The sequence below is a fragment of the Streptomyces sp. WAC 01529 genome, from assembly GCF_003945545.1.
Lineage (GTDB): Bacteria > Actinomycetota > Actinomycetes > Streptomycetales > Streptomycetaceae > Streptomyces > Streptomyces anatolicus.
In genome coordinates this window covers 1465384-1489861 of the sequence record NZ_CP029617.1, presented here as the reverse complement: position 1 = coordinate 1489861, position 24478 = coordinate 1465384, and the positions used below count along the sequence as shown (strand labels likewise).

The 24478-nt window shown below is 71.0% G+C and carries 18 protein-coding genes; 5 read left to right on the top strand and 13 right to left on the bottom strand.

All coding sequences use genetic code 11. The features are described 5' to 3' along the window. Positions 1-85 precede the first annotated feature (85 nt). The 11 genes from DMA15_RS06715 to DMA15_RS06665 all read right to left on the bottom strand — a co-directional run bounded on the left by DMA15_RS06715 (position 86) and on the right by DMA15_RS06665 (position 12910). Complete coding sequence (locus DMA15_RS06715; protein ID WP_125511736.1) at positions 86-1843, bottom strand: S8 family peptidase; 1758 nt, start codon at positions 1841-1843, stop codon at positions 86-88. Positions 1844-2087: 244 nt separating this feature from the next. Next, positions 2088-3134 (bottom strand): PAC2 family protein, encoded by a 1047-nt coding sequence (locus DMA15_RS06710; RefSeq protein ID WP_125511735.1) that lies wholly within the window; start codon positions 3132-3134, stop codon positions 2088-2090. A 123-nt stretch (positions 3135-3257) separates the two neighbouring features. Further along, complete coding sequence (locus tag DMA15_RS06705; protein ID WP_125511734.1) at positions 3258-3929, bottom strand: FadR/GntR family transcriptional regulator; 672 nt, start codon at positions 3927-3929, stop codon at positions 3258-3260. Between the two features lie 78 nt (positions 3930-4007). After that, positions 4008-4772 carry a ferredoxin reductase gene (locus DMA15_RS06700; RefSeq protein ID WP_125511733.1) on the bottom strand — a complete coding sequence of 255 codons (765 nt, stop codon included), beginning with the start codon at positions 4770-4772 and terminating at the stop codon, positions 4008-4010. Beyond that, positions 4765-5478, bottom strand: a complete 714-nt coding sequence (locus DMA15_RS06695; protein ID WP_125511732.1) for a sulfite oxidase-like oxidoreductase — start codon at positions 5476-5478, stop codon at positions 4765-4767. The genes DMA15_RS06700 and DMA15_RS06695 overlap by 8 nt, the downstream gene beginning before the upstream one ends. Then, positions 5475-6830 (bottom strand): amidohydrolase, encoded by a 1356-nt coding sequence (locus DMA15_RS06690; protein ID WP_125511731.1) that lies wholly within the window; start codon positions 6828-6830, stop codon positions 5475-5477. Before DMA15_RS06690 ends, DMA15_RS06695 begins: the two co-directional genes overlap by 4 nt. A 30-nt stretch (positions 6831-6860) precedes the next feature. Then, positions 6861-7631 carry a purine-nucleoside phosphorylase gene (locus tag DMA15_RS06685; protein ID WP_125511730.1) on the bottom strand — a complete coding sequence of 257 codons (771 nt, stop codon included), beginning with the start codon at positions 7629-7631 and terminating at the stop codon, positions 6861-6863. 198 nt (positions 7632-7829) lie between these two features. After that, positions 7830-9440 carry a glycerol-3-phosphate dehydrogenase/oxidase gene (locus tag DMA15_RS06680; RefSeq protein WP_125511729.1) on the bottom strand — a complete coding sequence of 537 codons (1611 nt, stop codon included), beginning with the start codon at positions 9438-9440 and terminating at the stop codon, positions 7830-7832. Positions 9441-9444: 4 nt separating this feature from the next. Further along, the gene (gene glpK / locus DMA15_RS06675) at positions 9445-10989 is read right to left on the bottom strand and encodes a glycerol kinase GlpK (RefSeq protein ID WP_125511728.1); all 1545 of its coding nucleotides are present in this window, start codon (positions 10987-10989) and stop codon (positions 9445-9447) included. Between the two features lie 99 nt (positions 10990-11088). Further along, on the bottom strand, positions 11089-11880 hold the full coding sequence (locus DMA15_RS06670) for an MIP/aquaporin family protein (RefSeq protein ID WP_125511727.1): 792 nt from the start codon (positions 11878-11880) through the stop codon (positions 11089-11091). 265 nt (positions 11881-12145) lie between these two features. Beyond that, positions 12146-12910 carry an IclR family transcriptional regulator gene (locus DMA15_RS06665; protein WP_125511726.1) on the bottom strand — a complete coding sequence of 255 codons (765 nt, stop codon included), beginning with the start codon at positions 12908-12910 and terminating at the stop codon, positions 12146-12148. Between the two features lie 221 nt (positions 12911-13131). On the opposite strand from DMA15_RS06665, the gene metH reads away from it, so the two are divergent. The 4 genes from metH to DMA15_RS06645 all read left to right on the top strand — a co-directional run bounded on the left by metH (position 13132) and on the right by DMA15_RS06645 (position 21066). Continuing rightward, positions 13132-16674: a methionine synthase gene (metH, locus tag DMA15_RS06660; RefSeq protein ID WP_125511725.1), complete on the top strand. Its 3543-nt coding sequence runs from the start codon at positions 13132-13134 to the stop codon at positions 16672-16674. Positions 16675-16774: 100 nt separating this feature from the next. Beyond that, positions 16775-17470, top strand: a complete 696-nt coding sequence (locus DMA15_RS06655) for an HAD family phosphatase (protein WP_125511724.1) — start codon at positions 16775-16777, stop codon at positions 17468-17470. Positions 17471-17817: 347 nt separating this feature from the next. Further along, positions 17818-19425, top strand: coding sequence for an ABC transporter substrate-binding protein (locus DMA15_RS06650; protein WP_125511723.1), 1608 nt, complete (start codon positions 17818-17820; stop codon positions 19423-19425). Between the two features lie 54 nt (positions 19426-19479). Next, positions 19480-21066, top strand: a complete 1587-nt coding sequence (locus DMA15_RS06645; protein ID WP_125511722.1) for an ABC transporter substrate-binding protein — start codon at positions 19480-19482, stop codon at positions 21064-21066. Between the two features lie 73 nt (positions 21067-21139). On the opposite strand, the gene DMA15_RS06640 is transcribed toward DMA15_RS06645, so the two are convergent. Together DMA15_RS06640 and DMA15_RS06635 are read right to left on the bottom strand one after the other, a co-directional pair. After that, complete coding sequence (locus tag DMA15_RS06640; RefSeq protein WP_125511721.1) at positions 21140-21811, bottom strand: response regulator transcription factor; 672 nt, start codon at positions 21809-21811, stop codon at positions 21140-21142. A 14-nt stretch (positions 21812-21825) separates the two neighbouring features. Further along, the gene (locus tag DMA15_RS06635; RefSeq protein WP_125511720.1) at positions 21826-22707 is read right to left on the bottom strand and encodes a RecB family exonuclease; all 882 of its coding nucleotides are present in this window, start codon (positions 22705-22707) and stop codon (positions 21826-21828) included. Between the two features lie 69 nt (positions 22708-22776). Here DMA15_RS06635 and DMA15_RS06630 point away from each other — a divergent pair, with 69 nt between their 5' ends. Further along, positions 22777-24477 carry a site-2 protease family protein gene (locus DMA15_RS06630; protein ID WP_240659694.1) on the top strand — a complete coding sequence of 567 codons (1701 nt, stop codon included), beginning with the start codon at positions 22777-22779 and terminating at the stop codon, positions 24475-24477. Position 24478: the final 1 nt, after the last annotated feature.

Here is a 24478-nt window from a genome sequence, read left to right as displayed (position 1 = left end):
TGGTTGTGTCATTCGGCTCGTGCGGCTGGTGCGGCTCGCGTGGTTCGTGCTCGTGCGGCTCGTGTGGCCCGTGCGATTCGTGGCGTCAGCCCGTCACGACCAGGCCGACGATCTCGTCGTCCATGTACCAGACGCGTACGTCCGGCCGGCCCCCGGTGAAGGCGGCGTATACCGCCTGGCGGGTCTCGGGGGACGGGTTGTCGAGGTTGCGCCACTCCCCGGCCACGAAGAGCCGGAGCCTCGGCGGGAGTTCGGGCGGGTACGGCAGAAGCTCGTCCCAGTACCGCTCGGCCCGCCCCGAACTCACCGCCGACGGCAGCAGGTTCGTGGCCGCCGCCTTGATGTCGGGGCGGTTGCCGATCCGCTGCGACGCGGGCCTGCCCGGCGCGTCCTGCTGCGGCGCGCCCGTGGAACGCAGTACCGCGCGGGCCCGCTCCGGCGTCATCGGCTGCTGGCCCGCGGCCTTCAGCATGCCTTGCAGCGTGGCCAGGGCGCCGACCACGATCGGCGACGCGGAGGACGTGCCGGAGAACGTGTCGGTGTACCAGGCGATCTCCTCGGTGCCGCCCTGGAGGTCGCCCGGCCGGTCCCAGGAGCCGCCGGTCGTGGTGGTCTCGCGGCCCCAGCCCTGCGTGTCCACGCGGGCGCCGTAGTTGGAGAACGCCAGGCGCGAGCGGTCGGGCCCGTGGTCGCGGCCGTGCGTGCCGGGCGGTGGTGCGCCCGCGCCGACCAGGACCGCGCCCGAGGAACGGTTGGAGGGGTTGAACGGGTTGCGCCACCAGAAGGGGAAGCCCTCCGGCCCGCGCTCGTAGACCGCGTCGTCGAGGGACTCGGCGCCGTTGCCCGCCGCGCCCACCACGAGCACGCCCTTCGCGGTGGCGTAGCGCACCGCGGCGTAGTCGTCCGGCCACCATTCGAGGGCGATGTAGCCCTTCTGGTCGTCGCGCGCCTCGAAGTCGAACCTCGGCCCCGGCCGGTGCAGTTCGAGCAGGATGATGTCACCGCGGCTCAGCCGGTCGGCCGCCGCGTGGATGGTGGCCGCCGTGCCCAGCGGCTGGAACGACGCGGCCGCCGTCACGGCCTCCGGCGCGATACCGGTGATGCCGAGGCTGTTGCGGTCGCCGCCGATGACGCCGATCACCGCGGTGCCGTGGTTGCGCCAGGCCAGGTCCTGGAGCGGCGTGCCGAGGACGACGCCCGCGAGCTTGGCGGCGAGGTCCTCGTGGCGCAGCTGCCAGGCGCCCTCGATGTCGATGACCGTGACGCCCTCGCCGGAGCCGCCGAGCCGCTGCCAGGCCCAGCGGGCGTCGACGCCCTCGGGTGCCGGGTTCAAGTAGCCCTGGCGGCCGGTGAAGTCGGGCGTGGCCGGCATGCCCTCCTTGCGGCGCGAGGACGTGTCGTCGAGGTCGGACATTCCGTGGGGCGAGGGGTCGATGGAGGCCGGGACGGCGCCCGGCTTGACGTACGCCGTGTCGATGCCGGGCAGCGCCGCGATCCGCGAGCGCAGCTCCTGCGCCCGGTCCTCGCCGCCGCGCACCCGGTAGAAGAGGGCCAGGTCGGGCACGTCGTCCTCGGCGGTGGCCGCGGGGGCGGCGGCCCGCAGCCGGTCCTCGTTGCCGAACAGCGGCTCCAGGGCGAGCTGTTCGTCGGAGAGGAACATGTTCAGGGCCGACACGTCGGAGCCGGACGCCGAGCGGACCTCCTGCTCGGCGGCGCGCAGCCGGGCCTCGGGCCGGGCCACGACGATCAGCTCCTGCTCGGCTCCTCGGTAGGTGAAGCCCGCCCCGTCGGGGCCCGGCCCGCCGGCTCCTGGTCCCCGTGCCGGGTCTGCCTGGTCGGTCATCGCTTTCACCGCTCCCTTCGGTCCTTCGGGTGCCGTGCCGGGCGCTGTGCCGCGCCTTCGGGGCACACCCTGCTCCTCCGGGACCGAACCGTCCACCCCTGTTTTGAGCAACGGTGTTTGAGACGTAGTTGAAGCGGGAACCCCGTGCAATCCGGCCAGGAAAGCCGGAAGGGGACGGCTCCCCTGCGGGAGTCGTCCCCTTCCGGTGCGGACGCGGCGTCCGCCCAGTCGTCCGAGGAAGCCCTCAGTCCTCCGAGGAATCAGCGGGTCCGGCACCCTCGCCGTCGGTTCCGTCCTCGGTCTCGTCCCCGGCGGCCGGCGCCTCACCGGCCGGTCCCTCGGCGCCCTGCCCGGGCCGCTGGGTGGGCTTGGGCTTCGGGGGACGGGTGCGGTCGCTCGGGGAGTCGCGCAGATACGCCGCCCCTTCGCCGCCCTCCGTCGCGTGGCCGCCACCGTCGCGCCGGCGCAGATAGCGCTCGAACTCCCGGGCGATGGCCTCGCCCGAGGCCTCCGGGAGTTCGGCGGTGTCCCGCGCCTCCTCCAGGGACTGGACGTACTCGGCGACCTCGCTGTCCTCGGCGGCCAGCTGGTCGACGCCCAGCTGCCAGGCGCGCGCGTCCTCGGCCAGCTCACCCAGCGGGATGCGCAGGTCGATCAGGTCCTCGAGGCGGTTGAGGAGCGCCAGCGTGGCCTTCGGGTTCGGCGGCTGCGAGACGTAGTGCGGTACGGCGGCCCAGAGGCTGACGGCCGGGACGCCCGCGTGCGTGCACGCCTCCTGGAGGATGCCGACGATGCCCGTCGGGCCCTCGTACTTGGTCTCCTCCAGGTCCATCGTGCGCGCCAGGTCCGCGTCGGAGGTCACACCGCTGACCGGGACCGGACGGGTGTGCGGGGTGTCGCCGAGCAGCGCACCCATGATCACCACCAACTCGACGCCCAGCTCGTGGGCGAAGCCGAGGATCTCGTTGCAGAACGAGCGCCAGCGCATGGACGGCTCGATCCCGCGGACCAGGACGAGGTCACGCGGCTTGTCGCCGCCGACGCGGACCACCGAGAGCCGGGTCGTCGGCCAGGTGATCTTGCGGACCCCGTCGTCGAGCCAGACGGTCGGGCGGTTGACCTGGAAGTCGTAGTAGTCCTCGGCGTCCAGCGCCGCGAACACCTCGCCCTTCCACTCCTTGTCGAGATGCGCGACCGCGGCGGAGGCGGCGTCGCCGGCGTCGTTCCAGCCCTCGAACGCGGCCACCATGACCGGGTCGACCAGCTCGGGTACCCCCTCGAGCTCGATCACCCAGGCCTCCTTCCGACGTTCCCTTGCGTACGCCCCAACCTTACGGCGTCGGCGGGGGCCCTCCGCAGCCCCCTTGCGAGGGGGAGTGCGTGATCACTGCCCACGCCCCGCGCCGGGAAACGGTCACAGCGTGGAGCGCAGCCACTGCTCGACGCTGGCGATGTGCACGGTCGCCCAGGACCTCGCCGCCTCCGCGTCGCGGTCGCGGAGCGCGGCGAGGATCGCGCGGTGCTCGTGGAGCGTGCGGCTGACGGCGTCCTCCTGGGTCAGGCCGCGCCAGACGCGGGCCCGGGTGGTGGGCCCGGAGAGGCCGTCGAGCAGCGAGCACAGGACGGAGTTGCCGGACGACTGGACGATGCCGCGGTGGAACTCCAGGTCGCAGGCGACCAGCTCCTCCACGGACGGCGCGTCCCCCAAGTCGTCCAGCTGCCGGGCCAGCGTGTCCAGTTCGGCCTCGCTGATCCGGGCGCAGGCCATCGCGGTGGCCGCCGGTTCCAGGATGCGGCGCACCGCGAGGAACTCCAGGACCGTGTCGTCGCGGTGGAAGTCGACGACGAAGCTCAGCGCCTCCAGGAGGAGTTGGGGGTCCAGGCTCGTCACGTACGTACCGTCGCCCTGGCGTACGTCGAGGATGCGGATCAGCGACAGCGCGCGGACCGCCTCGCGCAGGGAGTTGCGGGAGAGGCCGAGGCCGGCGGCGAGTTCGCTCTCCTTGGGCAGCCGGTCGCCAGGGCGCAGCGCACCCGAGACGATCATTCCCTTGATCTTCTCGATGGCCTCGTCGGTGACAGCCATGGGGACCTCGCCTCAGGAATCAGAGAACCAACAGACATCCGATGTGTGAGCCGATTATGTCCTCTGCGTGGCGTGGCCTCAGCCGAAGCGTTCGATCCTGATCCGGTCCACGGGCTGACCGGCCTCGACCAGCAGCCGCGAGGCGTGCTCCGCGAAACCGTTGGAGCCGCAGATGTACGCCTCCCAGCCGCCGTCGGGCCGGCCCTCGTCACCCAGGAAGGACGCCAAGTGCCCGGCGTTCAGACGGCCTTCGGAGCGGGTGAGGACGACGGTGGTCTCCTCGCCGTACTCGTCGGCGTAGATCAGGTCCTCGGGCGTGCGGGCCGAGACGATCAGGCGCAACGGCAGGCCGAGACCCGCGAGGCGGCGGTGGCGGACCATCGACATCAGCGGCACCACGCCCGACCCGGCGCCGAGCAGCAGCGCGGGACGGTCGCCCGGCCAGGCGAAGAAGCCGGACAGCGGGCCGCGCACCTCGACCGTGTCGCCGACGCGGGCGACGGTGTGCAGATGGCCCGACACCTCGCCGCCGGGCACGTGGTCGAGGGTCAGCTCGATCTCGCCGCTCCCGTCGGGCGCGGAGGCGATCGAGTAGTGCCGCTGGGCGACATAGCCGTCCGCCGCCGTGAGCCGCAGCATGAGGTGCTGGCCGGGCAGGTGCCCCTGCCAGTCGGGGACCTTGAGCCGGAACGTCGACGCGGCCGGGGTCTCCCGGCGGATCTCCGTGATCAGCGCGCGCTGCCACAGGGCCGCGGCGCCGTTGTTGACGGCGATCCGGCCGGGCACGGCGAAGCGCGTCGGCGGCACGAAGGCGCCCTCGTCGTCGTACGGGGTCTCAGTCACCTGCGTAACGCTCCTCGGCCCACGGGTCGCCCCGGTGGTGGTAGCCGTTCCGCTCCCAGAAGCCCGGCTCGTCGCGGTCGAGCAGGCGCAGCCCCGCGACCCATTTGGGGCTCTTCCAGAAGTAGCGATGGGGGACGATCAGCCGGGCCGGGCCGCCGTGCTCGGCGGGCAGCGGCCCATCCTCGTACTCCCAGACGATCCACGCCTTGCCGCCCGTCACATCGGAGAGCGGCAGGTTGGCGGTGTAGCCGGTGTGGGAGTACGCGACGACGTGCGTGGCCCCGGGGAGCGGGCGGGCGGCGGCCAGGAACGTGTCCAGGCTCACTCCGCCGAAGCGCACCCCGAACTTGGACCAGCTGGTCACGCAGTGGATGTCGCCGCGGTACTCGGAGGACGGCAGCCCGTGCGCCTCGTCCCAGCTCCAGGTGCGCGGCGCCGCGACGAGCCCGTCGACGCGGAACGTCCAGTCGGCGGCGGCCAGGCGCGGGGTCACCTCGGCGGACAGGACCGGCCAGCCGTCGCGGGCGTCGTACTGGCCAGGGGGGAGGCGCGGGTCGCGGTCGGCGGCGCGGGCGCGGCCGGTGAAGCCGCGGGTGGGCTCGAAGGCCTCGGCGAGCTCGAAAGAAGCCTCGTAGGCCTCGGCGGGCTCGTGGGCCTCGGCGGGCTCGAAAGCAGCCTCGGGCGTCGTGCGGGGTTCGGAGGTCATGCGGTGCTCGTCAGGTCGGGGGTGGTCGCCGCGTCCCGCAGGGCACGCAGGACAGCCGGTTCATCCAGCGTACGCAGGACGCGCTCGCGCATCAGGACGCGCCCGTCGACGACGGTGTCCCGCACGTCACCGGCCGAGGCGGCGTACGCCAGCGTCGACCACGGGTCGTGGCGGGGCGCCAGGTGCGGCCGGTCCAGGTCGAGGACGATCAGGTCCGCCCGCTTGCCCGCCTCCAGCGAGCCCAGTTGACCGTCGAGGCCGAGCGCCCGCGCCGACTCGATCGTGGCCATCCGCACGGCCTGCTCGGCGCCGACGGCCGTGGGGTCGCCGCCCGCCTTGTGCACCAGCGCGGCGACCTTCACCGCGCCGAGCAGGTCAAGTGTGTTGGAGCTCACGGCGCCGTCCGTGCCGAGCCCCACCGTGACGCCCGCGTCCAGCAGATCGGGTACGCGCGCGATGCCGCAGCCCAGCTTCAGGTTCGACACCGGGCAGTGCGCGACGGCCGTACCCGTGCGGGCCAGCGTCGCGATCTCCGCGTCGGTGAGGTCGACGGCGTGCGCGAGCAGCGTGTCGGGGCCGAGCACGCCGAGCGAGTCGAGCAGCTCCACCGGGCGCATGCCGTACCGCTCGGTGACCATCGCCACCTCGCCCGCGTTCTCGGCGGCGTGCAGGTGCAGCAGGGCGTCGTGCGCGCGGGCGAGTGCGGTGATCTCCGTCAGCTGCCCGGGGTCCAGGGTGTACGCGGAGTGCGCGAAGACGACACGGCGGGTGCCGGGCGCGGGGGAGCGGGCCTCCAGGTCGGCGGCCGCCCAGGCCTGCCGCTCCCCGTAGGGGCGGCCGTCCGGCGGGCCCGGTACGTCCATGAAGGTGGGCCCGGTCAGCAGCCGCCACCCGGCGTCGCGGGCCACGGCCTCGGCGGCCTCGTGGAACCAGTACATGTCGAGCGCGGTGGTGACCCCGCCGCGTACGGACTCGGCGATCGCGGCGCCGAGGGCGGCCTCCACCGTGGCCGGGGAGAGGAGTTCGGCCTCGCGCGGGATCACCCGGGCCAGGAAGCCCTGCAAGGTGACGTCGTCGGCGATGCCGCGCATCAGGTTCATCGCGAGGTGCGTATGCGTGTTGATCAGGCCGGGCAGGACGAGGCAGCCGCGGGCGTCGATCTCCTCGGCCGCCTCGTACGCGGTGCGCAGCCGCTCGGCGGGGCCCACCTCGACGACGCTTCCGGCGCGCACGGCCACCGCGCCGTCCGGCACGACCGTGCCCGCGGCGTCGACGGTCAGCACGTCACCGCCGTGCACCAGCAGATCGATGGGGCCGCCGCGCGCCTGGGCCGGCAGGTCGGTGGTGCGCATGTGTTCCGTACTCCCTGGTCGCCGCTGCGTTCAGTGTTCGGCCGCGGCCAGCAGACGCAGCGCGTCCAAGGCTATCCGGGCGCCCCGGTCGACCCCTCGGGCGACCACGTCGCGGTGCGGGTCGTAGCCGGCCGTCGAGAAGGGGTCTTCCTCGTCGACCAGTTCGTCGGCGTTCGCGCCGTCCACGACCAGGGCGCCGCCCGCGGTCAGGCCGTGCGTCGAGGCGAAGACGTACAGCGCGGACAGCTCCATCTCGATCGCGGCGATCCCCGCGGCCGCGTAGGCCTCGCCGGGCAGCGGCAGGAAGCCCGGCTGGAACGCGGCCCGCGTCCACACCACACCCCGGTGGTACGGGGCGTCCGCGTCCCGGGCCGCGCGCTGCAGGGCGATGACCGCCTCGGGGGCGGCGAACGCCGGGTACTCGGCGGGGATCAGCTGCTGGGTCACGCCGTCGTCGCGTACCGCCGCGTCCGCGATGACCAGGTCTCCGTCGCGGATGCCGGGGCGGATCGCGCCCGCCGTGCCGAGCCGCAGGATGGTGCGGACGCCGGCCTCGGCCAGCTCCTGGAAGAGGAGGACCGCGCCGGGCGCGCCGACTCCGTGCGAGGCGACGACGACCTCGGTGCCCTGCCAGGTGCCGGTGAAGGTGCGGTACTCGCGGTGGTACGAGACCTCCTTCGCGTCGGACAGCAGGTCGGCGACGACTACCGCGCGGCCCGGGTCGCCGACCACGACCGCGTGGGCGGGCAGACCGGTGCGGGGGACGCGGGTGATCGGCAGCGCGTCGGTGAGCGACGTCATGAGGAGGCTCCTACCAGGGGCTCGGGGTCCGAGGGCTCGGGCCAAGGGCCGAGCAGGGGCACCACGTAGGGGGCCGCGTCGGTCGCCCTGGACGGCGGTGAGAGTAACACCGGGTTCCCCGCGCGCGTACGGGCATGAGGACGCGTAAGGGGCGGCCTCCCAGGAGGCCGCCCCTTACGCGCTTCTACCGACGAACCGTCAGGCCTTCTTGCCCAGCAGGTCCTCGACCTTGCCCCGCACCTCGTCCGTGGCCAGGCCGCGGATCGTCAGCGTCGTGCGGCGGCGCAGCACGTCGTCCGCCGTCTCGGCCCACTCGTGGTCGCGGGCGTAGACGACCTGCGCCCAGATCTCCGGGGCGTCCGGGTGGACGCGCTCGGCCAGCTCCGGGTTCTCGTTCGCCAGGCGGGCGATGTCGAAGGAGAGCGAACCGTAGTGCGTCGCCAGGTGCTTGGCGGTGTCGGCGGCCATGCGCGGGCCGGGCGCCGGGCCGTCCACCAGGAGGCGGTGGGCGACGGCGCGCGGGTTGGCGATACCGGGCAGCGGCAGCTTCTTCGGCAGCTCGGAGATCGGCTCGTAGTCGTCGCCCAGCGGGTGGCCCGGCAGCGACTCCAGCTTCTTCATCACCGTACGGCCGATGTGGCGGAAGGTGGTCCACTTGCCGCCCGCGACCGACAGCATGCCGCCCCGGCCCTCGGTGACGACCGTCTCGCGCTTGGCCTTCGACGTGTCGCCGGGGCCGCCGGGCAGCACCCGCAGACCCGCGAAGGAGTACGTGATCAGATCGCGGGACAGCTGCTGGTCGCGGATGGAGAACGCGGCCTCGTCCAGGATCTGCGCGGTGTCGGACTCGGTGACCGTGACGTCCGCCGGGTCGCCCTCGAACTCCTCGTCGGTGGTGCCGAGCAGGAGCATGTCCTCCCAGGGGAGGGCGAAGGTGATGCGGTACTTGTCGATCGGCGTCGCCAGCGCGGCCTTCCAGGGAGCGGTGCGCTTGAGGACCAGGTGCGCGCCCTTGGAGAGGCGGATGGAGGGCGCCGCGTCCGGGTTCTCCATCTTGCGCAGGTGGTCGACCCACGGCCCGGTGGCGTTGAGCACGAGGCGCGCGTTGACGCCGAACTCGTCGCCGGTCATACGGTCCTTCAGCTCCGCGCCCGTGACCCGGCCCTTGGTGAAGCGCAGGCCGGTGACCTCGGCGTGGTTGAGGACGGCGGCACCGGCCTCGACGGCCGCGCGGACCGTCATCAGGGCCATGCGGGCGTCGTTCATCTGGTCGTCGCCGTAGACGGCGACGGCCTTCAGGTTGTCGGTCCGCAGCTCCGGCACGTCCTGCGCGGCCTTGGACGGCGAGAGCAGGTGGCCGACGCCGTCGCCGAACGCGGAGAGCGCGCTGTACGCGAAGACGCCCGCGCCCAGCTTGGCGGCGCCGTGCGGGCCGCCCTTGTAGACCGGCAGGTAGAAGGTGAGCGGGTTGGCCAGGTGGGGGGCGACCTGGCGGGAGACCGCGCGACGCTCGAAGTGGTTCTCCGCCACCAGCTTCACCGCGCCGGTCTGCAGGTAGCGCAGACCGCCGTGGAGCAGCTTGGAGGAGGCGGAGGAGGTGGCGCCGGCGAAGTCACCGGCGTCCACCAGGGCCACCCGCAGTCCCGACTGCGCGGCATGCCAGGCGGTGGAGATGCCCAGGATCCCGCCGCCGATCACCAGGAGGTCGTACGTCGCCTTGGAGAGCTGCTCCCGGGTCTCGGCGCGGCTCGGGTTGAGGCCGGCAGCCGGATGCGTCCCGAGGGCAGGGACGCTCTGCAGGGTGGTCATTGTCTTACTCCTCGCCACTCTCATCGAGCCAGCCCATCGACCGCTCAACGGCCTTGAGCCAGCTCTTGTACTCACGGTCGCGGGTGCCCGCGTCCATGTTCGGGGTCCATTCGGCGGCCCGGCGCCAGTTGGCGCGCAGCTCGTCGGTCGAGGACCAGAAGCCGACGGCGAGACCGGCGGCGTAGGCGGCACCGAGGCAGGTCGTCTCGGCCACCATCGGGCGCACCACGGGTGCGTCGAGGAAGTCCGAGAGGGTCTGCATCAGCAGGTTGTTGGAGGTCATGCCGCCGTCGACCTTGAGGGCCGCGAGCTCGACGCCGGAGTCCTTCGTCATGGCGTCGGTGATCTCACGGGTCTGCCAGGCCGTGGCCTCCAGTACGGCGCGCGCGATGTGCGCCTTGGTGACGTACCGGGTGAGACCGGCGATCACACCGCGGGCGTCGGAGCGCCAGTACGGGGCGAACAGACCGGAGAAGGCCGGCACGAAGTAGGCGCCGCCGTTGTCCTCGACCGACGACGCGAGCGTCTCGATCTCGGCGGCGGAGTTGATCAGGCCCATCTGGTCGCGCATCCACTGCACCAGCGAACCGGTGACCGCGATGGAACCCTCCAGGGCGTAGACCGGCTTCTGCTCGCCGATCTGGTAGCCGACCGTGGTCAGCAGGCCCGAGTAGGAGTTGATGGCCTTGTCACCGGTGTTCATCAGCATGAACGTGCCGGTGCCGTAGGTGGACTTGGCCTCGCCCTCCGCGAAGCAGGTCTGGCCGAACAGGGCCGCCTGCTGGTCGCCGAGCGCGGAGGCGACGGGGATGCCGCCGAGCAGGTCGCCGAGCGAGCCGCCGGTGACCTCGCCGTAGACCTCGGCGGAGGAGCGGATCTCGGGCAGCATCTGCTGCGGGACGCCGATGGACTCGCAGATCCGCTCGTCCCACTCCATCTTGTGGAGGTTCATCAGCATGGTGCGGGAGGCGTTGGTGACGTCCGTGACGTGCTTGCCGCCGTCGACGCCGCCCGTCAGGTTCCAGATGACCCAGGAGTCCATGGTGCCGAAGAGGATGTCGCCCGCCTCGGCGCGCTCCCGCAGACCCTCGACGTTGTCGAGCAGCCAGCGGGCCTTGGGGCCCGCGAAGTAGGAGGCCAGCGGCAGGCCGGTCTCGCGGCGGAAGCGGTCCTGGCCGACGTTGCGGCCCAGCTCCTTGCAGAGCGAGTCGGTGCGGGTGTCCTGCCAGACGATGGCGTTGTGGACCGGCTCGCCGGTGTTCTTGTCCCACAGCAGCGTGGTCTCACGCTGGTTGGTGATGCCGATCGCCTTGATGTCGTCGCGGGTGATGCCGGCCTTGGAGACGGCCCCGGCGACGACCTCCTGGACGTTGGTCCAGATCTCGGTGGCGTCGTGCTCGACCCAGCCCGGCTTCGGGAAGATCTGCTCGTGCTCCTTCTGGTCGACGGAGACGATCCGGCCGTCCTTGTCGAAGACGATGCAGCGGCTAGAGGTGGTGCCCTGGTCGATGGCCGCGATGAAGGGGCCTGCGGTGTGTGCGTCGGTCACGGTGTGCTCCAGAATTTCTTTGCTGACGGCTCTCAAGCGTCTGTGGCGGTCATCCGTCTTATGCGGTCATCGGTCGCTGTCGCGGGTCTACTTGAACGGCTACTTGAAGGCGACGTTGTAGAGACCGCCGGCGATGGCGCCGCCGATCAGCGGACCGACGATCGGCACCCAGGCGTACGACCAGTCCGAGCTGCCCTTGTTCGGCAGCGGGAGCAGCGCGTGGACGATGCGGGGACCGAGGTCACGGACGGGGTTGATGGCGTAGCCCGTGGGGCCGCCGAGCGAGAGGCCGATGCCGACCACCACGAGGGAGGTGATCAGGGCGCCGAGCACACCGAGGCCGTTGCCGCCGTCGTTGAGGCCCTGCGTGAGGATGGCGAGGACCAGGACGACCGTGGCGATGATCTCCGTGACCACGTTCTGCACGTAGTTCCGGATCTCGGGGCCGGTGGAGAAGATGCCGAGCACCGGGCCGGCCGAGGGGGCCGCCTTCTGGTCGACCATGCCCTCTACGGCGGGCTGCGCCGCGAGGATCTCCGGGTCGGTCAGATGGGCCTTGAACTGACCCATGTACGTGACCCACACCAGGACGGCACCGATCATGGCGCCGAGCAGCTGCGAGGCCAGGTAAAGCGGAACGTCGCCCCACTTGGTGCCGCCCTCTATCGCGAGCCCGAGCGTGACCGCCGGGTTCAGGTGGGCGCCGGAGACGCCCCCCGCGAGGTAGGCGGCCGTCAGAACGGCGAAGCCCCACCCGAAGGTGATCGCGAGCCAGCCGGCGTCCTTGGCCTTTGAGCGCTTGAGCGTGACGGCGGCACACACGCCGCCACCCAGCAGGATGAGCACGGCGGTACCGATGGTCTCGCCGATGAAGATGTCGGAGCTGGACACCCGCGACTCCTTTGTCCTTCGTCCAGGGGAAGGCGAACCCCGGGTCCCTCCGGTGGTCCGCGACCTCAGGTGAGGTCGTTGCCGGCCCTTGGCCTTGTCACACTCTAACGCTTAATGCCGTTAGGTGTTCGACAATGCCGACCGATGGACGCGAGTCTCGCCCTGGGGTTACTCGCCCGTCAAGAGTTCTGTTATTGAAAACACGATCGTTATTGATCGTTCCGCGTTATCGGTGTTCTCGCAGCCCGAGAGGGCCCGGCGCCGCTCAGAAGCGCCCGGCGCCCAGGTCCCTGGAGACGGCGCGCGCGCAGTCCCGAACGGCGGCGATCAGCTCGGGACGCAGCTCCCCGTCCTTGCAGACGCGCTCCACGGCCCCGGTGACGCCCACCGCGCCCACCGGCATGCGGCGCCGGTCGTGGATGGGGGCGGCGACGGCGGCGACGCCCTCCCAGGTCTCCTCGACGTCGGAGGCGTACCCACGCGCGCGCGTGAGGTCGAGGACGCCCTCGAACTCCTCGGGGCCGGTCACGGTGCGCACGGTGAAGGCCTCGCGCTCGACCTCGACGGCTTCGTTGTGGGCGACCGGGTCGTACGCGGACAGGACCTTGCCGAGCGCCGTGGAGTGCAGCGGCTGCATGGCGCCCACCTCCAGGACCTGGCGGCTGTCGTCGGGCCGGAAGACGTGGTGGACGATGAGGACGCCCTGCTGGTGCAGCACGCCGAGGTGGACGCTCTCGCCGCTGGAGCGGGCCAGGTCGTCGGTCCACACCAGGGCGCGGGCCCGCAGCTCGTGCACGTCCAGATAGCTGTTGCCGAGGCGCAGCAGCTCGGCGCCCAGCTGGTAGCGGCCCGAGGTGGGGTCCTGCTCCACGAAGCCCTCCGCCTGGAGGGTGCGCAGGATGCCGTGGGCCGTACCCTTGGCGAGGTCGAGCGCGGAGGCGATCTCCGAGAGACCGAGCCGCCGCTCGCCACCCGCGAGCAGTCGCAGCATCGCCGCGGCCCTTTCGAGCGACTGGATGTTGCGTGCCATCGCAGCCCCGACCTCCGTCCCCTGGCATCACTTGACGTTCGACAATGCTGAACACTATCGGTCGTTGTCGACCTCTAGCCAATGACCGGACACCTCGTGTTCCCCCCGTCCGCCCCGTGGACGCCTTCACAACGGGACCTTGGTCCCGGCTACCCTGGCCGAGTGCGCCCTCCAGCAGAAGGCGCAAAGCCGACAGCCGTCGCACTCCAGGGAGCTCTTTCATGGCCTCGTCGCCAACCCCGTCCTCGCAGCCCACGCCCGTATCGCCCGAGAGCAGGGCCCGAGCCGACGCCCTGCGCGAAGCCCTCGCCACCCGCGTGGTCGTGGCCGACGGTGCCATGGGCACGATGCTCCAGGCACAGGACCCGACCCTCGAGGACTTCCAGAACCTGGAGGGCTGCAACGAGGTCCTGAACGTCACCCGCCCCGACATCGTGCGCTCCGTGCACGAGGAGTACTTCGCGGTCGGCGTCGACTGCGTCGAGACCAACACGTTCGGCGCGAACTTCGCGGCCCTGAGCGAGTACGACATCCCCGAGCGCAACTTCGAGCTGTCCGAGGCCGGTGCCCGCATCGCCCGCGAGGTCGCCGACGAGTACACCCACAAGACGGGACAGCAGCGCTGGGTCCTCGGCTCCATGGGCCCCGGCACCAAGCTGCCCACCCTCGGCCACGCCCCCTACACCGCCCTGCGCGACGCCTACCAGATCAACGCCGAGGGCATGATCGCCGGCGGCGCCGACGCGCTCCTCGTCGAGACCACCCAGGACCTCCTCCAGACCAAGGCCGCCATCCTCGGCGCCCGCCGCGCCCTGGACGCCACCGGCGCGAACCTCCCGGTGATCTGCTCGGTCACCGTCGAGACCACCGGCACCATGCTGCTCGGCTCCGAGATCGGCGCCGCCCTGACGGCCCTGGAGCCGCTCGGCATCGACATGATCGGCCTGAACTGCGCCACCGGCCCCGCCGAGATGAGCGAGCACCTGCGCTATCTGGCCCGCCACTCGCGCGTCCCGATCTCCTGCATGCCCAACGCGGGCCTGCCCGTCCTCGGCAAGAACGGCGCCCACTACCCCCTGACGGCGCCCGAGCTGGCCGACGCCCAGGAGTCCTTCGTACGCGAATACGGCCTCTCCCTGGTCGGCGGCTGCTGCGGCACCACCCCCGAGCACCTGCGCCAGGTCGTCGAGCGGGTGCGCGGCGTGCAGGCCCCGGCCCGCGACCCGCGCCCCGAGCCGGGCGCCGCGTCCCTCTACCAGACCGTGCCGTTCCGCCAGGACACCGCCTACATGGCGATCGGAGAGCGCACGAACGCCAACGGCTCGAAGAAGTTCCGCGAGGCCATGCTGGAAGGCCGCTGGGACGACTGCGTGGAGATGGCCCGCGACCAGATCCGCGAGGGCGCGCACATGCTCGACCTCTGCGTCGACTACGTGGGCCGCGACGGCGTCAAGGACATGGCCGAGCTGGCCGGCCGCTTCGCCACCGCCTCCACCCTGCCCATCGTCCTCGACTCCACCGAACTCCCCGTCCTCCAGGCCGGTCTCGAGAAGCTCGGCGGGCGCGCGGTCATCAACTCCGTCAACTACGAGGACGGCGACGGCCCCGAGTCGCGCTTCGCGAAGGTCACCGCGCTCGCCAAGGAGCACGGCGCCGCCCTGATCGCGCTGACCATCGACGAGGAGGGCCAGGCCCGCACCGCCGAGCACAAGGTCGCCATCGCCGAGCGCCTGATCGAGGACCTGACCGGCAACTGGGGCATCCACGAGTCGGACATCCTCATCGACACCCTGACCTTCACCATCTGCACCGGCCAGGAGGAGTCCCGCAAGGACGGCATCGCCACCATCGAGGCGATCCGCGAACTCAAGCGGCGCCGCCCGGACGTGCAGACCACCCTCGGTCTCTCCAACATCTCCTTCGGCCTCAACCCGGCCGCCCGCGTGCTGCTCAACTCCGTCTTCCTCGACGAGTGCGTCAAGGCGGGCCTGGACTCCGCGATCGTGCACGCCTCCAAGATCCTGCCGATCGCCCGCTTCGATGACGAGCAGGTCACCACCGCGCTCGACCTCATCTACGACCGCCGTGCCGAGGGCTACGACCCCCTCCAGAAGCTGATGCAGCTCTTCGAGGGCGTCTCGACGAAGTCGATGAAGGCGGGCAAGGCCGAGGAACTCCTCGCCCTGCCCCTGGACGAGCGCCTCAAGCGCCGCATCATCGACGGCGAGAAGAACGGCCTGGAGGCCGACCTCGACGAGGCCCTCCAGGACATGCCCGCCCTGGACATCGTCAACAACATCCTCCTGGAGGGCATGAAGGTCGTCGGCGAGCTGTTCGGCTCCGGCCAGATGCAGCTGCCGTTCGTCCTGCAGTCCGCCGAGGTCATGAAGACCGCGGTCGCCTACCTCGAACCGCACATGGAGAAGGTCGAGGGCGACGAGGCGGGCAAGGGCACCATCGTGCTCGCCACCGTCCGCGGCGACGTGCACGACATCGGCAAGAACCTCGTCGACATCATCCTGTCCAACAACGGCTACAACGTCGTCAACCTCGGCATCAAGCAGCCCGTCTCCGCGATCCTGGACGCCGCCGAGGAGCACAAGGCCGACGTCATCGGCATGTCCGGCCTCCTGGTCAAGTCCACCGTGATCATGAAGGAGAACCTGGAGGAGCTGAACCAGCGCGGCATGTCCGCCGACTTCCCGGTGATCCTCGGCGGCGCCGCCCTCACCCGGGCGTACGTGGAACAGGACCTGCACGAGATCTACGAGGGCGAGGTGCGCTACGCCCGCGACGCCTTCGAGGGCCTGCGCCTGATGGACGCCCTGATCGCCGTCAAGCGCGGCGTGCCCGGCGCGACCCTGCCCGAGCTGAAGCAGCGCCGCGTCCCCACCAAGGCCACCACGGCACTCCTGGAGGTCGACGAGGCCGACGGGCCCGCCCGCTCCGACGTCGCCACCGACAACCCCGTGCCCACCCCGCCGTTCTGGGGCACCCGCGTCGTCAAGGGCATCCAGCTCAAGGAGTACGCCTCCTGGCTCGACGAGGGCGCGCTCTTCAAGGGCCAGTGGGGCCTGAAGCAGGCACGCACCGGCGACGGACCCTCGTACGAGGAACTGGTCGAGAGCGAGGGGCGGCCGCGGCTGCGCGGCTGGCTGGACGAGCTGCACACCAAGAACCTGCTGGAGGCGGCCGTCGTGCACGGCTACTTCCCGTGCGTGTCCAAGGGCGACGACCTGATCCTCCTCAACGAAGACGGCTCGGAGCGCACCCGCTTCACCTTCCCGCGCCAGCGCCGCGGCCGCCGCCTGTGCCTCGCGGACTTCTTCCGCCCCGAGGAGTCCGGCGAGACCGATGTCGTCGGCCTCCAGGTCGTCACCGTCGGCTCCAGGATCGGCGAGGCCACGGCCAAGCTGTTCGCCGCCGACTCCTACCGCGACTACCTCGAACTCCACGGCCTGTCCGTGCAGTTGGCCGAGGCCCTCGCCGAGTACTGGCACGCCCGCGTCCGCGCCGAGCTGGGCTTCGGCGGCGAGGACCCCGCCGACGTCGAGGACATGTTCGCCCTGAAGTACCGCGGCGCCCGCTTCTCGCTCGGCTACGGCGCCTGCCCCGACCTGGAGGACCGCGCCAAGATCGCCGAACTCCTCCAGCCGGAGCGGATCGGCGTCCACCTCTCCGAGGAGTTCCAGCTCCACCCCGAGCAGTCCACGGACGCGATCGTCATCCACCACCCCGAGGCGAAATATTTCAACGCGCGCTGATCCGGGTCAGTCGTAGACTGGTCGGTCCCACGCAGGCCGGTTGCCTCCTTGTCACAAGCGGGCAGCCGGCCTTCTCGTCCCTCATGGAAGGTGTGGTCGCATGACCAGTACGGTTCCCGCGCTCGGCACCCGGACGGCCGAAGGCTCGGCGCTCCAGGGCGTCCTCCTCGACATGGACGGCACGCTCGTCGACACCGAGGGCTTCTGGTGGGACGCCGAGGTCGAGGTCTTCGCCCGGCTCGGCCACACGCTCGACGAGGCCTGGCGCGATGTCGTGGTCGGCGGCCCCATGTCGCGCAGCGCGGCCTTCCTCATCGACTCCACGGGCGCCGACATCACCGTCGACGAGCTGACCGTGCTGCTCAACGACGGCTTCGAGGACCGCATCGGCCGCACCCTGCCGATGATGCCGGGCGCCGCGGGCCTGCTCGCCGAACTCGCCGCGCACGGCGTCCCGATGGCCCTGGTCTCCGCCTCGCACCGGCGCATCATCGACCGCGTCCTCGGCTCGATCGGCGCCCACCACTTCGAACTGACCGTCGCGGGCGACGAGGTGGCCCGCACCAAGCCCCACCCCGACCCCTACCTCCTGGCGGCCGCGGGCATCGGCGCCGACCCCACGAGATGCGCCGTCATCGAGGACACCGCGACCGGGGTCGCCGCCGCGGAGGCCGCGGGCTGCCGGGTGGTGGCCGTGCCGTCGGTCGCGCCCATCCCGGCGGCGGCGGGACGCACCGTCGTCCCCTCGCTCGAACACGTCAACCTGCCTTTCCTGCAAGGCCTGATGACCCTCTGACAGTTCCGGTCCCAGCCCGTTCAAGCCCGCTCGAAGCTGTGACGTTTCCCACTCCGATGGGGGTCGACAGCGGGTCCGGTGTGTGCAGAGCCCTCTTGAGGGGTCCCTGAGGGCGTGGCGTTTGGTCCCGATTGGGGGGAGCGTGCACGAAACCTTCCGGTGTCGGGTTATCAGTGCGTCCACGCCCGGTTTCACTGCGTGATTGCGGTCGCGCTCCCACCCCCTCCGGTGCCCAACTGGTGCGGACTAATGTCGTCGGGAGAACATCGCCCTACCCCCGTGCCCCACCAACCCACACCCCGCGTTGCGGGATTCACGGGATCCAAGAGCTCTGGAGAACGTCGAGCATGAACCGCAAGACTTTGGTGCTGCCGGCCGTCATCGGCCTGCTCGCCCCCGCACTCGCCGCGTGCGGCGGGGCGGGCAGCGGAGACGGTGACGACGCGATCGCCGTCGGCACCACGGACACGTTCGCCATCTCGAAGGAGGTCCCGGCGCCCTTCGATCCGGCGTACGCCTACGACGCCGGGTCCTGGAACCTGCTGCGCCAGACCGTGCAGACGCTGATGGCCATGCCCCGCGGCGGCGGCGACCCGCAGCCCGAGGCCGCCGAGAGCTGCGGCTTCACCGACACGGGCAACGAGCGCTACGCCTGCACCCTGCGCAAGGGCCTGACGTTCTCCGACGGCAAGCCGCTCACCGCCGCCGACGTGAAGTTCTCCATCGAGCGGGTCCGCGACATCAAGATCAAGGACCCCAGCGGTTCGGACGGCCTCGTCGCGAACGTGGAGGAGATCGAGACCCAGGGCGCCCGCGACGTCGTCTTCCACCTCAAGACTCCCGACGCCACGTTCCCGTACAAGCTGGCCACACCCACCGCCGGCATCGTCAGCAAGGACCACTACAGCAAGGACAAGCTCCGCGAGGGCTTCGAGGTCTCCGGCTCCGGACCGTACACCGCCGAGCAGGAGGTCAAGGACAACCGCCTGGTCAAGACGGTGTTCACCAAGAACCCCAAGTACAAGGGCGAGTTCAAGCCGCAGAGCGACAAGGTGGAGCTGCGCAACTACGCGGACACCGAGTCCATGGGCAAGGCCCTCGAGGACGGCGACATCGACCTGATGACGCGCACCATGTCGCCCGAGCAGGTCAAGGAGCTGGACGGCGCCTCGAACAAGAAGATCGAGCTGGTCGAGATGCAGGGTCTGGAGATCCGCTACCTCGCCTTCAACACCGAGGCCCCGTCGGTCAAGAGCAAGGCCGTCCGCCAGGCCATGGCGCAGGTCGTCGACCGCGGCGCGCTGGCCTCCGCGGTGTACGGCTCCACGGCCGACCCGCTCTTCTCGCTGGTGCCCTCCACCATCACGGGCCACGCCAACTCGTTCTTCAACAAGTACGGCAACCCGAGCCCGGCCAAGGCCCGTTCGCTGCTGCGCAAGGCGAACATCACCACGCCGGTGAAGCTCACGCTGCACTACACCACCGACCACTACGGCCCCGGCACGAAGAAGGAGTTCGAGCTGCTGCGCAAGCAGCTGAACGACTCCGGCCTCTTCGACGTCTCGATCAAGGGCACGCCGTGGAGCACGTTCCGCGCGGCCGAGCGCGACGGCAAGTACGACGTGTACGGCATGGGCTGGTTCCCCGACTTCCCCGACGCCGACAACTTCCTCGCGCCCTTCCTCGACAAGGACAACTTCCTCGGCTCGCCGTACGTCAACCGCGACATCAACGACCAGCTGATCCCCACCTCGCGCCGCGAGGCCGACCGGCTGGCCGCCTCCAAGAGCATCCGCGAGATCCAGGACATCGTGGCCGAGGACGTCCCGGTGCTCCCGCTGTGGCAGGGCAAGCAGTACATCGCCGCGCGCGACGACATCACGGGCGTCGAGTGGGCCCTCAACTCCTCGTCCAACCTCCAGCTGTGGGAACTCGGCCGCGGCGTGAGCGGCTGATTCCCGCGCCCCCCACAGGTCCCAACGAACGACCACAACACCAAAGGCACGTACGTGAAATGTCGTAACCAGTGGCTGGCCCTTCCCCTCACGGGAGGGCTCGCCGCCGCCCTGCTGACCGGCTGCGGATCGGAGTCGGGCGGAGCGGGCGAGACGGGCGACGCGGTCGTGATGGGGATGTCCGACGACGTCCTCGCCACCGACCCGGCATCCGGCTACGACCCCGGGTCGTGGCTCCTGTTCAACAACGTCTTCCAGTCCCTCCTGAGCTTCCCCAAGGGCGCCACGGAGCCGGAGCCGGAGGCCGCCAAGAGCTGCGGCTTCACGGACATGGAGGCGAAGGTCTTCAAGTGCGAGCTGCGTGACGGGCTGAAGTTCAGCAACGGCAACGCCCTCACGTCCAAGGACGTCAAGTTCTCCTTCGACCGCATGCGGAAGATCGGCGACGACGCGGGCCCGGCCATCATGTTCCCGATGCTCGACAGCGTCCGCACCCCGGACGCCAAGACCGTCGTCTTCCGGCTCAAGTACCCCGACGCGACCTTCCCCAGCAAGATCGCCTCGGGCGCGGGCTCCATCGTGGACCACCGCGAGTACGAGATGAACGCGCTGCGCAAGGACGGCGAGGCGGTCGGCTCCGGCCCGTACAAGCTCGACTCCTTCGACAAGGAGCAGGCGAGCTTCTCCGTCAACTCCTCCTACAAGGGCAGCGCCAAGGTCAAGAACGACGGCGTCTCCCTCAAGTTCTTCCACGGCGACCAGAAGGGCCTGAAGAAGGCGCTCCTGGACAACGAGATAGACCTGGCCTACCGAGGCCTCGCCGCCGCCGACATCGCGGACATCGAGCAGGACACCTCCGATGCCGGCAAGGACGTCGACATCGTCGAGGGCACCAGCGCCGAGGTCCAGCACCTGGTCTTCAACATGAAGGACCCGGTGGCCGGCAAGCTCGGCGTGCGCAAGGCCATCGCATACCTCCTGGACCGTGACGCGCTGGTCCAGGAGGTCTACAAGGACACGGCCACGCCGCTGTACTCGATCGTCCCCGCGGGCGTCGGCGGCCACAACACCGCGTTCTTCGACACCTACGGCGCCCGTCCGCAGCGCGCCAAGGCGGCCGCCGCGCTGCGCTCGTCCGGTGTCGACGGCAAGGTCAAGCTCACGCTCTGGTCGACGCCCTCGCGCTACGGCCCGGCCACGGACCAGGAGCTGAACGCCATCGCCAAGCAGCTCAACGCGTCCGGCCTCTTCGACGCCGATGTGAAGTCGGTGGAGTTCGAGCAGTACGAGAAGGACATCGAGGCCGGCAAGTACGGCGTCTACGTGAAGGGCTGGGTGCCGGACTACCCGGACCCCGACAACTTCACGCAGCCCTTCTTCGGCAAGGGCAACGTCCTCGGCAACCACTTCGAGAACGACGAGATCACCGGGAAGATCATCCCCGGCACGGCGACCGAGAGCGACCGCACCAGGACCGACAAGCAGTACTCCGAACTGCAGGACATCGTGGCCGAACAGCTGCCGATCCTGCCGGTCTGGCAGGCCAAGCAGTACGCGGTCGTCCGCGACAGCGTCTACGGCCTCGAATCCTGCCTGGACGCCTCGACGGTCTTCCGCTTCTGGGAGATCAGCAAGGGCTGACCGCGGGTGACCGTGAACGACGACGGTGGCCGCCCCCTCGGGGACGGCCACCGTCGTCGTTACGCCCCTCGGGCTACTGCGCGCCGGGACGCACCAGACCGCTCTCGTACGCGTACACCGCGGCCTGCACGCGGTCGCGCAGGCCCAACTTGGTGAGCACGTGCCCGACATGGGTCTTCACGGTCGTCTCGCTGACGAAGAGGTCCGCCGCGATCTCCGCGTTCGACAGGCCGCGGGCCACCAGCTTCAGGACCTCGACCTCGCGGTCGGTGAGCGTGTGCAGCGCGTCCGGCACCGGCTCGTCGCCGGACGGGAGGTGCGCGGAGTACTTGTCGAGGAGGCGGCGCGTGATGCTCGGCGCGAGCATCGCCTCGCCCCCGGCGACCACCCGGATCGCCTGCACCAGCTCGTTCGCCGGGGCGTCCTTCAGGAGGAAGCCGCTGGCACCGGCGCGCAGCGCCTCCACCACGTACTCGTCGAGGTCGAAGGTGGTCAGCACCAGGACCTTCGCCGGGCCGTCGCGGCCGGGCCCGGTGATCTGCCGGGTCGCCTCGACACCGTCCATCCGCGGCATGCGGATGTCCATCAGGACCACATCGGGCTGGAGCGCCCGCACCTGGTCGAGAGCTTGCAGGCCGTCTCCGGCCTCGCCGACGACCGCGATGTCCTGCTCGGCCTCCAGAATCATCCGGAACCCGGTGCGCAACAGCGGCTGGTCATCGACCAGTAGGACGCGGATGGCCACGTAACACTCCTTAGCTAGCCCGGGCCCATTCTGCCCTGCTCGCCCTCGGCGGACTCGGGCGCCCTCACCGGAAGCGGATACGGCGGGGGAGTCCCACCGAACTCCGGACATACCGCTTGGTGGTCGCACCAACCGCACAATTTCGTCGGCCGGGGCCGCCACTCGCCGGTGGCCGTCGCCAGCTCGATCGCCTCCCAGAGCGCGAGCAGCTTGCGCTCCACCCGCTCCAGGTCGGCCACGACCGGGTCATATGTGATCACGTCACCGCTGCCCAGATAGACGAGCTGGAGACGGCGCGGGACCACGCCCTTCAGCCGCCACACCACCAGGGCGTAGAACTTCATCTGGAACAGCGCGCCCTCCGCGTACTCCGGACGCGGGGCCTTGCCCGTCTTGTAGTCGACGATGCGGACCTCCCCCGAAGGGGCGACGTCGACGCGGTCGATGATGCCGCGCAGCTTCAGGCCCGACTCCAGCTCGGCCTGCACGAAGAGCTCGCGCTCGGCCGGCTCCAGGCGCGTCGGGTCCTCCAGGGTGAACCAGCGCTCGACGAGCTTCTCCGCGTCCGACAGCCAGCGCGCCATCCGCTCGCCCTCCGGATCGTCGGCGAACAGCTCGGTCAGCTCCGGCTTGGTCTCGCGCAGCCGGTCCCACTGGCCGGGGATGAGCGACTTGGCGCGCGGCGCCGTGCGCTCGCTCGCGGGGGCGTCGAAGAGACGCTCCAGGACGGCGTGCACCAGCGTGCCTCTCGTGGCGGCCTCGCTCGGCTTCTCGGGCAGCTTGTCGATCACCCGGAACCGGTAGAGCAAGGGGCACTGCATGAAGTCGCCCGCGCGTGAGGGCGACAGGGATGCCGGGCGCACGGCCGCCGCGGCACCTTCGGTGCTGGTTTCCATGAGGACAGACCCTACGACCCATCACTGACAACAGCCGCATACCATCGACGGCAGACCCTCTCGCCCTGCATGATCGTGCAGGCAATCGCGCCATACCGGGGCGAGGGACGCTTCGAACGAGGGGACATCGTGGACGAAAGCGGCGAGAGCGGCAGGCCGCAGTCCGACGGCGCCGAGGGCCTGCGGCCGAGCGACAGGGCCGGCACCGCCGAGCCGGGGCGCCCGGTCGACACGGCCGAAGACCCCGCGGTCCCGGCCGACGGACCCGCTGAGCCGAAGCGACCGGCCGACGCGGAGGCCGGGGCACGGCGTCAGACCGGTGAGACGTACGAGACATACGAGACGTACGAGGCGGGGGAGACGGGCGGCACCGATGTGTCCCCCGCCCAGCCGGACCAGGGCGGCACCGGCGCGTCCCCCGCCGCCGGGCAGCAGGGGGAGGAGGGCCGGGCCCCCGGCGATCCCCGGAAGCCCGAGCAGCACCGGCCCGCCTCCCTGACGAAGACCCCGCCCGAGACCCACCGGACCGCACCGCGCCCCGCCGCGCCGGTACGGGCCTCCCACGAGAAGGGCGGCGGGAAGGGATCGCCGCCCCCGGCTCCCGGCAAGGCCCCCAAGGGGCCGGGGGGCGGGTTGCTCATGGGCAGGCCCTTCGGCGTGCCCGTCTACGTCGCGCCCAGCTGGTTCCTCGTCGCCGCCCTCATCACCTGGGTCTTCGGCGCCCAGCTCGACCGCGTCCTGCCCGAGCTGGGCGGCACCCGCTACCTCGTCTCGCTCTTCTTCGCCGTCGCCTTCTACGCCTCCGTACTGGTCCACGAACTGGCCCACACCGTCGCGGCCCTCCGCTTCAAGCTGCCGGTGCGCCGCATCCAGCTCCAGTTCTTCGGCGGAGTCTCGGAGATCGAGAAGGAGTCCGAGACCCCGGGGCGGGAATTCGTCCTCGCCTTCGTCGGCCCGCTCCTTTCGCTCGTGCTCGCCGGTGTCTTCTACGCCGGTATGGGTCTCGTCGAGCCCGGCACCGTCCCCGGCGTCCTGCTCGCGGGACTGATGATCTCCAACCTCATCGTCGCCGCCTTCAACCTCCTGCCGGGCCTGCCCCTGGACGGCGGCCGCATGCTGCGCGCCGTCGTCTGGAAGATCACCGGCAAGCCCATGAGCGGCACCATCGCCGCCGCCTGGGTGGGCCGCGCCCTCGCCATCTCCGTACTGATCGGGCTGCCCCTGCTCAACCAGTCCGGTGCCCTCGGTGGCGACGCCCAGGAGATCGGCGGCATGAACACCGTGACCGACGCCCTGCTCGCCGCCATCCTCGCCGCGATCATCTGGACCGGCGCCGGGAACAGCCTGCGCATGGCCCGCCTGCGCGAGCACCTGCCCGAGCTGCGCGCCCGCACCCTGACCCGCCGCGCCGTCCCCGTCGAGTCCGACACGCCCCTCTCCGAGGCGCTGCGCCGGGCCAACGACGCCGGGGCCCGCGCCCTCGTCGTCGTCGACCCCGACGGCGACCCGATGGCGGTCGTCCGCGAGGCCGCCATCGTCTCCGTCCCCCAGCACCGCCGCCCCTGGGTCACGGTCAGCGGCCTCGCCCAGGACATCACCGAGGGCATGCGGATCTCCGCGGAGCTCTCCGGAGAGGAACTCCTCGACACCCTGCGGGCCACCCCCGCCACGGAGTACCTCGTCGTCGAGGACTCCGGCGAGATCTACGGAGTGCTCTCCGCCGCGGACGTGGAACGCGCCTTCGTCAAGGCGATGGCACGGCCTTCCTGAG

What these genes read in the sequence shown, in the direction of transcription:
- DMA15_RS06715 (WP_125511736.1), bottom strand. Translation starts at nt 1,843, where the DNA reads ATGACCGACCAGGCAGACCCGGCACGGGGACCAGGAGCCGGCGGGCCG.
- DMA15_RS06705 (WP_125511734.1), bottom strand. Translation starts at nt 3,929, where the DNA reads ATGGCTGTCACCGACGAGGCCATCGAGAAGATCAAGGGAATGATCGTC.
- DMA15_RS06695 (WP_125511732.1), bottom strand. Translation starts at nt 5,478, where the DNA reads ATGACCTCCGAACCCCGCACGACGCCCGAGGCTGCTTTCGAGCCCGCC.
- DMA15_RS06690 (WP_125511731.1), bottom strand. Translation starts at nt 6,830, where the DNA reads ATGCGCACCACCGACCTGCCGGCCCAGGCGCGCGGCGGCCCCATCGAT.
- DMA15_RS06685 (WP_125511730.1), bottom strand. Translation starts at nt 7,631, where the DNA reads ATGACGTCGCTCACCGACGCGCTGCCGATCACCCGCGTCCCCCGCACC.
- DMA15_RS06680 (WP_125511729.1), bottom strand. Translation starts at nt 9,440, where the DNA reads ATGACCACCCTGCAGAGCGTCCCTGCCCTCGGGACGCATCCGGCTGCC.
- DMA15_RS06665 (WP_125511726.1), bottom strand. Translation starts at nt 12,910, where the DNA reads ATGGCACGCAACATCCAGTCGCTCGAAAGGGCCGCGGCGATGCTGCGA.
- metH (WP_125511725.1), top strand. Translation starts at nt 13,132, where the DNA reads ATGGCCTCGTCGCCAACCCCGTCCTCGCAGCCCACGCCCGTATCGCCC.
- DMA15_RS06655 (WP_125511724.1), top strand. Translation starts at nt 16,775, where the DNA reads ATGACCAGTACGGTTCCCGCGCTCGGCACCCGGACGGCCGAAGGCTCG.
- DMA15_RS06650 (WP_125511723.1), top strand. Translation starts at nt 17,818, where the DNA reads ATGAACCGCAAGACTTTGGTGCTGCCGGCCGTCATCGGCCTGCTCGCC.
- DMA15_RS06635 (WP_125511720.1), bottom strand. Translation starts at nt 22,707, where the DNA reads ATGGAAACCAGCACCGAAGGTGCCGCGGCGGCCGTGCGCCCGGCATCC.
- DMA15_RS06630 (WP_240659694.1), top strand. Translation starts at nt 22,777, where the DNA reads ATGATCGTGCAGGCAATCGCGCCATACCGGGGCGAGGGACGCTTCGAA.